This is a genomic window from Streptomyces sp. NBC_01429 (genome assembly GCF_036231945.1).
GTDB lineage: Bacteria > Actinomycetota > Actinomycetes > Streptomycetales > Streptomycetaceae > Streptomyces.
Map to the genome: position 1 here is coordinate 5,943,933 of NZ_CP109599.1, position 11,692 is coordinate 5,955,624.

Here is an 11,692-nt window from a genome sequence, read left to right on the forward strand (position 1 = left end):
ACACCGTGTCAGCACGGGTAAGAACGTCCGTTCACTGGGCCGTTAGAGCTGCGCACACCCCATGGACACACCGAATGGCACCCCGGGAGTCAGCGCGGGATAAGCGACCGACATAATGTCGGTCGTGGCGACAGCAACGACAGTAGAAACCGGGCACGCGCACCCGTCGGTCAATCGGCCGAACCTCACCAGCGTCGGAACCATCATTTGGCTGAGTTCCGAGCTGATGTTCTTCGCGGCCCTCTTCGCGATGTACTTCACCCTGCGGTCGGTGATGGGCGCAGAGCACTGGAAGGAAATGGCTCATGCCCTGAACGTCCCGTTCTCGGCGACGAACACCACCATCCTCGTGCTCTCCTCCGTCACCTGCCAGCTCGGCGTCTTCGCCGCGGAGCGGGGTGACGTGAAGAAGCTCCGAACCTGGTTCGTGGTCACGTTCGTGATGGGTGCGATCTTCATCGGCGGTCAGGTCTACGAGTACTCCGAACTGGTCAAGAAGGACGGCATCTCGCTCTCCTCCGACCCGTACGGCTCGGTGTTCTACCTGACCACCGGCTTCCACGGTCTGCACGTGACGGGGGGTCTGATCGCGTTCCTGTTCGTCCTGGGCAGGACGTACGCGGCCAAGAGGTTCACCCACGAGCAGGCAACCGCAGCCATCGTCGTGTCCTATTACTGGCACTTCGTCGATGTCGTCTGGATCGGCCTCTTCGCCACGATCTACTTGATCAAGTAGCCCGGGCAACGCGCCCGACGCGCACACAGTCCAGAAGCACCGACGCAGAAGATCCTGACACCGGGGTAATCCGTGAAAAAGCTCTCCGCACGACGACGCCATCCGCTGGCGGCGGTCGTCGTCCTACTCTTCGCGCTGGCGGCCACCGGGGGGCTGTACACCGCGTTCGCGCCCGCGGGCAAGGCGCAGGCCGACGAAACTTCCCAGTCCCTCGCCATCGACGAGGGCAAGAAGCTCTACTCCGTCGGCTGTGCCAGCTGCCACGGCACCGGTGGTCAGGGAACCTCCGACGGGCCGAGCCTGGTCGGCGTCGGCTCCGCCGCCGTGGACTTCCAGGTCGGAACGGGCCGGATGCCGGCCCAGCAGCCCGGCCCGCAGATGCCCAAGAAGAAGGTCATCTACACCCAGAAGCAGATCGACCAGCTCGCCGCGTACGTGGCGTCCCTCGGAGCCGGTCCGATCACGCCGACCAAGGAGCAGTACAGCGCCTCCGACGCGAGCGTCGCCTCCGGCGGCGAGCTGTTCCGCACCAACTGTGCCCAGTGCCACAACTTCACCGGCAAGGGTGGCGCGCTGACTCACGGCAAGACCGCACCGAGCCTTGAGGGCGTGGATCCCAAGCACATCTACGAGGCCATGCAGACCGGCCCGCAGAACATGCCTTCCTTCCCCGACACGACGATGCCGGAGCAGCAGAAGAAGGACATCATCGCCTACGTCAAGGCGGTGAACGGGGACGATACCGAGAGCCCTGGCGGTCTCGAACTGGGCGGCCTCGGCCCCGTCAGTGAGGGGCTGTTCGCCTGGATCTTCGGTCTCGGTGTTCTGATCGCGGCTGCCGTCTGGGTCGCTGCCCACACCGCTAAGGCCAAGAAGTCATGAGTAGCCAAGAAGAGATCTCACAAGAGAACCTGCCGAGCGAGCAGGATGCCGCGCACGGCGCGGTGGTGACCGCGGACGACCCGTTCGCCGACCCGGGCCTGCCGGCGCACCAGCCGCGCATACAGGACATCGACGAGCGGGCGGCCAAGCGGTCCGAGCGCCTGGTCGCGCTCCTGTTCGTGCTGTCGATGCTCGCGACGGTGGCGTTCATCGCCTCGTTCGTGGCGTTCCCGGTCGACAAGAGCGTCTTCGTCTTCCCGCTCGGCCACGTCAGCATCCTGCACCTCTCGCTGGGTGTGACGCTGGCCGTCGCGCTGTTCTGCATCGGCGCGGGCGCGGTCCACTGGGCCCGTACGCTGATGTCGGACGTCGAGGTGGCGGACGACCGTCACCCGATCGAGGCGCCGCCGGAGGTCAAGCAGAAGGTCCTCGCGGACTTCGCGGCGGGCGCGGCCGAGTCCGGCTTCGGCCGGCGCAAGCTGATCCGCAACACGATGTTCGGCGCGCTCGCGCTGGTGCCGCTCTCCGGTGTGGTGCTCCTGCGCGACCTGGGGCCGCTGCCCGAGAAGAAGCTCAGGTCCACGCTGTGGGCCAGGGGCAAGCAGCTCATCAACATGAACACGCATGAGCCGCTGCGTCCCGAGGACGTCGTGGTGGGGTCGCTGACCTTCGCCATGCCCGAGGGGCTCTCGGAGCACGACGAGAACTTCCAGAGCGAGATCGCCAAGGCAGCCCTGATGATCATCCGGATCCAGCCGGACGAGATCAAGGACAAGCGCGAGCTGGAATGGTCCCACCAGGGGATCGTGGCCTTCTCGAAGATCTGCACCCACGTCGGCTGCCCGATCAGCCTGTACGAGCAGCAGACGCACCACGCGCTCTGCCCGTGCCACCAGTCCACCTTCGATCTCTCCGACGGCGCCCGCGTCATCTTCGGCCCGGCCGGTCACCCGCTTCCGCAGCTGCGGATCGGCGTGAACGCGGACGGGAACCTTGAGGCGCTCGGCGACTTCGACGAGCCCGTCGGCCCTGCCTTCTGGGAGCGCGGATGAGTACCACGACCGCTACAGACGAGAAAAGCCGCAAGGCGCCCGCCGGTGAGCGGGTCGCCGACTGGGCGGACGGCCGGCTGGGGATCTACTCCCTCGCCAAGGCCAACATGCGGAAGATCTTCCCGGACCACTGGTCCTTCATGCTCGGGGAGATCTGCCTCTACAGCTTCATCATCATCATCCTCACGGGTGTGTATCTGACGCTGTTCTTCCACCCGTCGATGAACGAGGTGGAGTACCACGGCAGTTACGTCCCGCTCCAGGGCGTGCTGATGTCCGAGGCGTACGCCTCGACGCTGGACATCAGCTTCGACATCCGCGGTGGTCTGCTGATCCGGCAGATCCACCACTGGGCCGCGCTGATCTTCCTCGCGGCGATGATGGTCCACATGATGCGCGTCTTCTTCACGGGCGCGTTCCGCAAGCCGCGCGAGATCAACTGGCTGTTCGGCTTCCTGTTGTTCGTGCTGGGCATGTTCACCGGGTTCACCGGTTACTCGCTCCCCGACGACCTGCTATCGGGTACGGGTGTGCGCTTCACCCAGGGCGCGATCCTGTCCGTACCGATCGTCGGCACGTACATCTCGATGTTCCTGTTCGGCGGCGAGTTCCCCGGCGGCGACTTCGTGGCCCGGTTCTACTCGGTCCACATCCTGCTGCTGCCCGGCATCATGCTCGGGCTGGTCGTGGCCCACCTGATCCTGGTCTTCTACCACAAGCACACCCAGTTCGCGGGCCCCGGCCGGACGAACAACAACGTCGTGGGCATGCCGCTGCTGCCGATCTACATGGCGAAGGCCGGTGGATTCTTCTTCCTGGTCTTCGGCCTGATCACGCTGGTCGCCGCGATCGCCACGATCAACCCGATCTGGGCGCTCGGCCCCTACCGGCCCGACCAGGTGTCCACCGGCGCCCAGCCCGACTGGTACATGGGCTTCTCCGAGGGGCTCGTCCGTGTGATGCCCGGCTGGGAGATCAACGCCTGGGGACATACCCTCGTGCTGGGTGTCTTCGTTCCGCTGATGATCTTCCCGTTGGTCCTGGTCGCGATCGCGGTCTATCCGTTCATCGAGTCCTGGGTCACCGGGGACAAGCGCGAGCACCACATCCTGGACCGCCCGCGCAACGTGCCGACCCGTACCGCGTTCGGTGTGGCGTGGCTGACCTGGTACTTCGTCCTGCTGATCGGCGGCGGGAACGACATCTGGGCGACCCACTTCCACCTGTCGATCAACACGATCACCTGGTTCGTCCGCGTCGCGTTCTTCGTGGCGCCGGTCGTCGCCTTCATCATCACCAAGCGGATCTGTATCGGTCTGCAGCGGCGCGACGCGGAGAAGGTCCTGCACGGACGCGAGTCCGGTGTCATCAAGCGGCTGCCGCACGGTGAGTTCATCGAGGTCCACGCACCGCTCGACCCGGCGGCGCTGCACAAGCTCACCGCGCACGAGCAGTACACGCCCGCCGAGATCGGCCCGACGGTCGACGAGAACGGTGTGGAGCGCAAGGTGTCGCCCGTCGAGAAGCTCAGGGTCAAGCTGAGCAAGGGCTACTACGGCGAGGGAAACCAGCTGCCGAAGCCCACGGCGGAGGAGTACAAGGAGATCCAGAGCGGCCACGGCCACCACTGATCCCACCCGGCCTCACCGAGGTCGCCACCACCGAGGGCCCCGGCCCGGTCTCCCCGCGAGGGGGGCCGGCCGGGGCCCTCGGCGTTCCCGGTCCCCGTCCGGCACGCGGCCTGTCCGCAGTGCGGTCGGTCGTCCGCCGGGCAGGGCGTACGCCGATAGGCTGCTACCGGACCCCCAGGGGGTCCGCGTACCCGTCCCGGACCCCAGGAGCGAGCGATGAGCGCTGTTACCCCCGTCGGAGGCGACACCGTGTCGGCCCGCACCTGGCCGGTCGTCCTGGACACGCTGCTCAACGGCACCGACCAGAGCGCCGACGCCACCGCCTGGGCGATGGACCGGATCATGAGCGGCGCGGCCACCGACGCGCAGATCGCCGGATTCGCGGTGGCACTGCGGGCCAAGGGCGAGACCGTCGAGGAGATCAGCGGCCTCGTCCGGGCGATGTACGAGCACGCCAGGGTCATCGAGGTGCCCGGCAGGACCGTCGACATCGTCGGCACCGGCGGCGACGGCGCCAAGACCGTCAACATCTCCACCATGTCCTCGATCGTGGTCGCCGGCACCGGTGCCAAGGTCGTCAAGCACGGCAGCCGGGCCGCGTCCTCGGCGAGCGGCGCCTCCGACGTGCTGGGGAAGCTCGGCGTCAATCTGGAGCTGTCCCCGGAGCGGGTCGCCCAGGTCGCGGAGGAGGCGGGCATCACCTTCTGCTTCGCGGTGAAGTTCCACCCCGCGCTGCGTCAGGTGGCCGCCGCGCGCGGCGAGCTGGGGATCCGCACGGTCTTCAACTTCCTGGGGCCGCTCACCAACCCCGCGAAGGTACGGGCCCAGGCGACCGGTGTCGCCGACGCCCGGATGGCGCCCATCATGGCGGGCGTGCTCGCCGAGCGCGGTTCGTCCGCGCTGGTCTTCCGGGGCGACGACGGGCTCGACGAGCTGACCACCACCGCGACCTCCCGGATCTGGGTCGTCCGGGACGGAAGCGTCACCGAGCAGCCCTTCGACCCGCGCGACGTCGGCCTGTCCCTGGTGCCGGTCGAGGCGCTGCGCGGCGCGGACGCCTCGTACAACGCGGACGTGGCCCGCAGACTGCTGGCCGGCGAGACCGGTCCCGTACGGGACGCCGTCCTGCTCAACTCGGCGGCGGCGCTGGTGGCGCTGGACCCGACGGACGACCCGCTGGAGCTTCAGCTGGCGGCGGGGATCGCGCGGGCTGCGGAGTCGATCGACTCGGGCGCGGCGGGGCGTTCGCTGGCGCGCTGGGTCGAGGCGAGCAACGCCTGACGGCGAGCGGGTGGGACGGGGCGGGTGCCGGTCGGCACCCGCCCCGTCCCGTATCGCGGACATCTGTTGGGCGGTGCGGCACGCTGTGCCATACTTTCGGCCAAGGTCATGAGTGACAGCGATTTAGGCCCCGGCTCGCTGTCCGGCAACCCTCCGTCCGTGGCGGGGTGCCCCGGGTGAAGACCAGGCCGTAGGCAGCGAGGTCTGCGGCAAGCGCGGACCCCTCGCACCTTTGGGGTCCTGGTCCTCAAGGGAGCAGTCTCGTGAGCAAGCGAATGCGTTAGGGCTTCTACGCCCCCTCTTCAACATCCTCCGCACGGTGTTCTCCGTGTGTCGAGGCATTCCCCGCGTGATCGTCACGGCTTTCGCCGTGCCCGCGGGTCCTTGAAGCCGCCTTTCCGCCTTGTCCTGCCGGGAGATACCGCCATGTCCGCATACCCGAACGCCACCGCCACCGCCACGCAGACCGCCCAGCCCTCCGACGACCCCGCCTGTGGCGCGCCGCTGCCGGTGCTCGGACGGGACGTGACCGTGCCGCTCGTCACCGGCGGCGAGGTCGGCTACGCCGCCCTGGACTACGCGGCGAGCGCCCCGGCGCTCCAGCGGGTGTGGGACGACGTCGCCGCGTACGCCCCGTACTACGGCAGTGTCCACCGGGGCGCCGGTTACCTCTCGCAGCTGTCCACGGACCTCTTCGAGAACAGCCGCCGCACGGTCGCCGACTTCCTCGGCTGCCGCCCGGACGACCAGGTGGTCTTCACCCGCTCGACCACGGATTCGCTGAACCTGCTGGCGGCGGCCCTTCCCGAGGAGTGCGAGGTGTTCGTCTTCGAGACGGAGCACCACGCCTCGCTGCTGCCCTGGCGGGACGCCCGGGTGAGCTACCTGGACGCCCCCCGCACCCCGGCCGCCGCCGTCGCCACCCTGGAGCGCGCGCTCGCCTCGCGCGACTCCCGGGGACCGGCGCTGGTCTGTGTCACGGGCGCGTCCAATGTGACGGGTGAGCTGTGGCCCGTGCGGGAGCTGGCCGCCGCCGCGCACCGGCACGGCGCCCGGATCGTGCTCGACGCCGCGCAGCTCGTACCGCACCACGCCGTGGACATCGCCGAGCTGGACGTGGACTGGATCGCCTTCTCCGGGCACAAGCTGTACGCGCCGTTCGGCTCCGGGGTGCTCGCCGGCCGGGCCGACTGGCTCCAGGACGCCGAGCCGTACCTCGCGGGCGGCGGCGCCAGCCGCAAGGTGGCGCGCCGCGCCGACGGCGGCGTGGAGGTCGAGTGGCACGCCACGGCGGCCCGCCACGAGGCCGGCTCGCCCAACGTCATCGGGGTGTACGCGATCGCCTCGGCCTGCAAGGCGCTGGAGGAGGCCGGATTCGACGCGCTGGCCGCCCGCGAGCAGCGCCTCGTCGCCCGGCTGCGCGCGGGGCTGGCCGAGGTGCCCGAGGTGAAGGTGCTCTCGCTGTTCGGGGACGACGCGCCGCGGGTCGGCGTGCTGTCGTTCGTGGTCGAGGGGTGGAACAGCTCGCACTTCGCCGCCGCGCTCTCCGCGGAGTACGGCATCGGGGTGCGCGACGGCCTGTTCTGCGCCCACCCGCTGGTCCGGACGCTGCTCGACGGCGACCCGCAGGAGCAGGGGGAGTGCGGCGCGCCGGAGGCCGAGCCGGGCGCGCGCTCGCTCAACGCGATCAGGGTGAGCTTCGGGGCGGGGACGCCGGACGAGCACGTGGAGCGGTTCGTACGGGCGGTGCGCGAGCTGGTCAGCGACGGCGCGCGCTGGAACTACCGCACGGAGGACGGCCGTTGCGTGCCGGACCGGGGCGCGGCCGCCGCGTAACCCCCCTCGGAGACCCTGCCGGAGGCGGTCCTACGCGTCGAGTCCGATCGCGAAGGCCGCCTCCAGGTCGTGCTGGGAGTACGTGCGGAACGCCACGTGGGTGTCGGTGGCCTCGACGCCGGGGATCTTGCTGATCCGGCCGGGGATGACATCGGCGAGATCGTCGTGCTTCGGTACGCGCACCATGGCGATCAGGTCGTACGTACCCGTCACCGAGAAGACCTCGCTGACGCTCTCCAGGGCGGCGATCGCCTCGGCGATCTCGGGGATCCGGTCGACGCTGGTCTTGATGAGCACGATCGCGGTGATCACGGTTGGCGTTCTCCCTCGGTGGCCCCGGTCTGTGCGCCCACTCTATCGGTACGCCAGTAGCACCCCCAGGCGTACAGGAAGCCCGCGCCGAACCCGGCCACGTGGGCGAGATAGGCGACCCCCGGCCCCTCTCCGGCGTCCCGGGCGGCCAGCCACTGGAGGGCGAACCAGAAGATCAGCACGATCCAGGCGGGAAAGCGCAGCGGCAGGAAGAGCAGGAACGGGAAGAGGCTGGTGACGCGGGCCCTGGGGAAGAGGTACAGGAAGGCCCCGAGCACTCCGGAGATCGCTCCGGAGGCCCCCACCAGGGTCTGCCGCGAGTCGGCGTTGGCCGCCGCGTAGGCGAACAGCGCGAGGTAGCCGACGGCGAGGTAGAAGAGCAGGAACCGGATCCGGCCCATCCGCTCCTCCGTCATCGCCCCGAAGACATGCAGGAAGAGCATGTTGCCGAGCAGATGCAGCCAGCCGCCGTGCACGAACAGCGCGGTGAGCGGGGTGAGCAGGGCGCGCGGGGAGCCGTGCAGCAGCTCGGCGGGGATCACTCCCCACCGTTCGAAATACGCGCTCTGCGCGGCGAGGAGCGCGTCGCCGCTGCCGTAGCCGGGGCCCGTGCCGGACACCGGGCCGATCAGGAAGGCCAGACAGCAGAGGCCGATCAGCCCGTAGGTCACCACGGGTACGCCGGCCGCCCTCCGCCATGTGATCACCGACAGAGCATGCCGTACCGGGACCCTTCGGTACAGAGTGCCTCGCCGCCCCGCGTGGTGCCCGCGAGGCCGTAGGGTTGCCGGGTGTGATCCGCGGTTCGACGGCGCGCCGCGGGGCACCGCACGAGGGACGACGAAAAGAGGACGACGCGATGGCAACCCTTCCGACGGTTCCGCAGCCGACGGCCACCACCCGGTGGCGCTGCACGTTGTGCGGGAATCTCACCCGTTTCGACGTGACCCGGTCGTCGAAGGCCGTCGAGTACGTCCATCTGGACCTGGCGGGGGAGCCTACGGTCGAGGAGCGCGAGGTGGTCAGTGAGACCATCGAGTCGGTGCGCTGCCGTTGGTGCAACGCGGTGGATCAGATCGAACTGGTGGACAGGCCGGGCGCCGGTTCCTGAGGGAGCCGCCCGAAAGGGGTAGTGGGGTGACGGATCGTGGAGCAGCCCGCGAGCGGTGCTGAGCCGGCCGGTGCGGCCGGTGACACCGCGGAGGCGCTCGACCGCCCGCTTCCCGACGGGGTACGGCGCCGGGTCGTGGCGCTCGTTTCGGACGCCTTCGGCGGTCTGACCGTCACGGAGCTGCCCGCGCAGCTGCGGCAGTACGCGCGCTTCACTCCGAACAGGCGTGCGAAATTCGCGGGCAACGCGATGGCCGCCGCGCTGGAGGCCGATCCGCTGTTCCGGCAGCGGATCGGGGACCGGCTCGGCCAGTCCCAGCCCGAGCTGGCCGCCGCCCTGGAGGCGGGTTCGCCGCCCGCCGCCGCCGACCCCGTGGACGTGGCCGCCGCCGCGTATGTGCTCAGACCACCCGGATGGGTGAAGTTGGTGGCCGCGGCGGGCGAGGAGGCCCAGCGGGCGGACGCCGAGCGGGCCGACGAGGAGACCCGGCGGGAGCTGGAGCGGCTGCGCGAGGAGCTGGCCGTCGCCAGGACGCAGACGAGGAACGACACCGAGCGGCTGCGTACGGAGCTGGAGGCGGCCCGCAAGGAGACCGACGCGCTCCACCGCAAGCTGCGCAGTGCCCAGAGCGATGTGAAGCGCGGCGAGGCCGCCCTGCGCCGTACGAACGCGGAGGCGGAGGCGCTGCGGGCGGAGAGCGCCGTCCAGGTGTCGGCGGCCGAGAGCGAGACGCGCCGGATCAGGGCGCGGCTGGCCGAGGCCGAGGCGACGGTGGAGGCGAGCCGCAGGGCCGCCCGTGAGGGCCGCTCGGTCGAGGACATGCGGCTGCGGCTGCTGCTGGACACGGTGCTGGAGTCGGCGCAGGGGCTGCGGCGCGAGCTGGCGCTGCCGCCCGCCACCAGCCGTCCCGCCGACACGGTCGACGCGGTGGAGCCGGGCCGGATGTCGCCCAAGGACGTGGCGGCGCGGGCGCTCTCCGAGACCGATCCGGCGCTGCTCGACCAGCTGTTGGCGCTGCCGCAGGCGCATCTGATCGTGGACGGCTACAACGTCACCAAGACCGGCTATCCGACGATGCCGCTGGAGAAGCAGCGGCTGCGGCTGCTCGGCGGGCTCGCCATGCTGGCGGCGCAGACGGGCGCCGAGATGACCTGTGTGTTCGACGGCGCCGAGCTGGCCGCGCCGGTACTGCTCGCGCCGCCGCGCGGGGTGCGCGTGCTGTTCTCCAAGCCGGGGGTGACGGCGGACGAGCTGATCCGCCAGCTCGTCAGGGCGGAGCCGCCCGGCCGGCCCGTGGTGGTGGTCTCCACCGACCGCGAGGTCGCGGACGGGGTGGCGAAGGCCGGTGCCAGGCCCGTCGCCTCCGCGCTGCTGCTCCGGCGGCTTTCGCGGTCTTAGGTCCGTTCCGGGCAACTCCTTCGGAAAATGACCGAATTAGTAGCTCATCGGGATGACACGCCGCCAAATGTCCATGACTGAGCGTGTGATGCGCGGCTGGATGTGTAAAAACTATGCGTCACGACCGAGTTTTTTCTTGCAAGGATTTGAACTGATCACAAGTAGGTCACTATGGTCATGGCTCGAACCTTCGCGCGGTTGATCACCCATCCGGGGTGGCAGCGAAGGGACCGCCGATTTCACACCGTTCGCCCCTTTCCCCGAGGTGCTGGACGCGTGGAGCCGGGGCCGACGTCCCCCACTGGCCCGGTAGGCGGCTGAGGAGAAGGAGCTCGCCTCCGTGGCGTCCCACCGTCGTCCCAAGCCCCCGAGCCGCACCCGGGTGACCGTGCTCACCGCGACCGCCGCCGCCGCCGTCGCGCTGACCGCCAACTCCGCCAACGCCGCACCGACGCCCAGCAAGTCGGAGGTCAAGGAGAAGGTCGACAAGCTCTACGAGGACGCGGAGAAGGCCACCGAGAAGTACAGCGGGGCCAAGGAGTCGCAGGAGAAGCTGGAGAAGGAGGTCAGCGCCCTCCAGGACAAGGTGGCGCGCGGCCAGGAAGAGCTGAACGAGCTGCGTGACGGCCTCGGTTCGATCGCCAGCGCCCAGTACCGCACCGGCGGCATCGACCCCGCCATGCAGCTCTTCCTCTCCTCCGACCCGGACTCCTACCTGGACCAGGCCTCCGCGCTCGACCAGGTGAGCGCCAAGCAGGCCCAGGCGCTCCAGCAGATCCAGTCGAAGCAGCGGTCCCTCGCGCAGGAGCGCAAGGAGGCCCAGTCGAAGGTCGCGGACCTGGCCGACACCCGCAAGGAACTCGGCAAGAAGAAGGACGAGGTCCAGAGCAAGCTCACCGCCGCGCAGAAGCTGCTCAACACCCTCACCGCGCAGGAGCGCGCCGCCCTCGTCAAGGAGGACGAGCAGCGCGCCAGCCGCTCCTCCTCCAGCGCCGGCTCCGGCGCCGACTCCTCCCGCACCGACCTCGGCGAGTCCGTGCCCGCCTCGCAGCGTGCCTCGGCCGCCTTCGCCGCCGCGCAGGGCAAGATCGGCACCCCGTACGTGTACGGCGCCAGCGGCCCCAGCTCCTTCGACTGCTCCGGGCTGACCTCCTGGGCCTACGCCCAGGCCGGCGTCTCCATACCCCGCACCTCCGAGGCCCAGGCCAACGCCGGCCAGCGCCTCGGCATGAGCCAGCTGCAACAGGGCGACCTGGTCATCTTCTACGGCGACCTGCACCACGTCGGCTTCTACGCGGGCAACGGCCAGGTGCTGCACGCCCCCAAGCCCGGTGCCAGCGTGCGCTACGAGGCCATCGGCAACATGCCCTTCCAGTTCGGCGTACGAATCGGCTGACCCGCCGCCGACACCGCCCATTCGGGGGAAATCCCGAACCTTTCGCTGACGTCGCGC

The 11,692-nt window shown here is 69.7% G+C and carries 11 protein-coding genes and 1 riboswitch; of the genes, 9 read left to right on the forward strand and 2 right to left on the reverse strand.

Features of this window, described 5'->3' with window-relative positions; translation table 11 throughout:
• The first annotated feature begins 115 nt into the window (after positions 1–115).
• The 6 genes from ctaE (at position 116) to OG627_RS26165 (ending at position 7,418) form a co-directional block, all read left to right on the forward strand.
• A complete protein-coding gene (ctaE, locus tag OG627_RS26140; RefSeq protein ID WP_329069076.1) occupies positions 116–736 on the forward strand; it encodes an aa3-type cytochrome oxidase subunit III in 621 nt (206 codons plus the stop codon).
• Positions 737–808: 72 nt separating this feature from the next.
• Complete coding sequence (gene qcrC, locus OG627_RS26145) at positions 809–1,618, forward strand: cytochrome bc1 complex diheme cytochrome c subunit (protein WP_329069077.1); 810 nt, start codon at positions 809–811, stop codon at positions 1,616–1,618.
• The gene (gene qcrA, locus OG627_RS26150) at positions 1,615–2,670 is read left to right on the forward strand and encodes a cytochrome bc1 complex Rieske iron-sulfur subunit (RefSeq protein ID WP_329069078.1); all 1,056 of its coding nucleotides are present in this window, start codon (positions 1,615–1,617) and stop codon (positions 2,668–2,670) included. Before qcrC ends, qcrA begins: the two co-directional genes overlap by 4 nt.
• Positions 2,667–4,301 (forward strand): cytochrome bc1 complex cytochrome b subunit, encoded by a 1,635-nt coding sequence (gene qcrB, locus OG627_RS26155; protein WP_329069080.1) that lies wholly within the window; start codon positions 2,667–2,669, stop codon positions 4,299–4,301. The genes qcrA and qcrB overlap by 4 nt, the downstream gene beginning before the upstream one ends.
• Before the next feature lie 216 nt (positions 4,302–4,517).
• Positions 4,518–5,582 carry an anthranilate phosphoribosyltransferase gene (trpD, locus tag OG627_RS26160; RefSeq protein ID WP_329069082.1) on the forward strand — a complete coding sequence of 355 codons (1,065 nt, stop codon included), beginning with the start codon at positions 4,518–4,520 and terminating at the stop codon, positions 5,580–5,582.
• A 104-nt stretch (positions 5,583–5,686) separates the two neighbouring features.
• Positions 5,687–5,804: riboswitch (SAM riboswitch) on the forward strand.
• 204 nt (positions 5,805–6,008) lie between these two features.
• Positions 6,009–7,418 (forward strand): aminotransferase class V-fold PLP-dependent enzyme, encoded by a 1,410-nt coding sequence (locus OG627_RS26165; protein WP_329069083.1) that lies wholly within the window; start codon positions 6,009–6,011, stop codon positions 7,416–7,418.
• A 30-nt stretch (positions 7,419–7,448) separates the two neighbouring features.
• Here OG627_RS26165 and OG627_RS26170 read toward each other — a convergent pair whose 3' ends face one another.
• Positions 7,449–7,730 (reverse strand): Lrp/AsnC family transcriptional regulator, encoded by a 282-nt coding sequence (locus OG627_RS26170; protein ID WP_329069085.1) that lies wholly within the window; start codon positions 7,728–7,730, stop codon positions 7,449–7,451.
• Positions 7,727–8,437, reverse strand: a complete 711-nt coding sequence (locus OG627_RS26175) for a rhomboid family intramembrane serine protease (RefSeq protein WP_329069087.1) — start codon at positions 8,435–8,437, stop codon at positions 7,727–7,729. Before OG627_RS26175 ends, OG627_RS26170 begins: the two co-directional genes overlap by 4 nt.
• Positions 8,438–8,589: 152 nt before the next feature.
• Here OG627_RS26175 and OG627_RS26180 point away from each other — a divergent pair, with 152 nt between their 5' ends.
• The 3 genes from OG627_RS26180 (at position 8,590) to OG627_RS26190 (ending at position 11,635) form a co-directional block, all read left to right on the forward strand.
• Positions 8,590–8,841 carry a hypothetical protein gene (locus OG627_RS26180; protein WP_329069089.1) on the forward strand — a complete coding sequence of 84 codons (252 nt, stop codon included), beginning with the start codon at positions 8,590–8,592 and terminating at the stop codon, positions 8,839–8,841.
• Positions 8,842–8,877: 36 nt separating this feature from the next.
• Positions 8,878–10,239: an NYN domain-containing protein gene (locus OG627_RS26185; RefSeq protein ID WP_329069091.1), complete on the forward strand. Its 1,362-nt coding sequence runs from the start codon at positions 8,878–8,880 to the stop codon at positions 10,237–10,239.
• A 340-nt stretch (positions 10,240–10,579) separates the two neighbouring features.
• Complete coding sequence (locus OG627_RS26190) at positions 10,580–11,635, forward strand: C40 family peptidase (protein ID WP_329069092.1); 1,056 nt, start codon at positions 10,580–10,582, stop codon at positions 11,633–11,635.
• Positions 11,636–11,692: the final 57 nt, after the last annotated feature.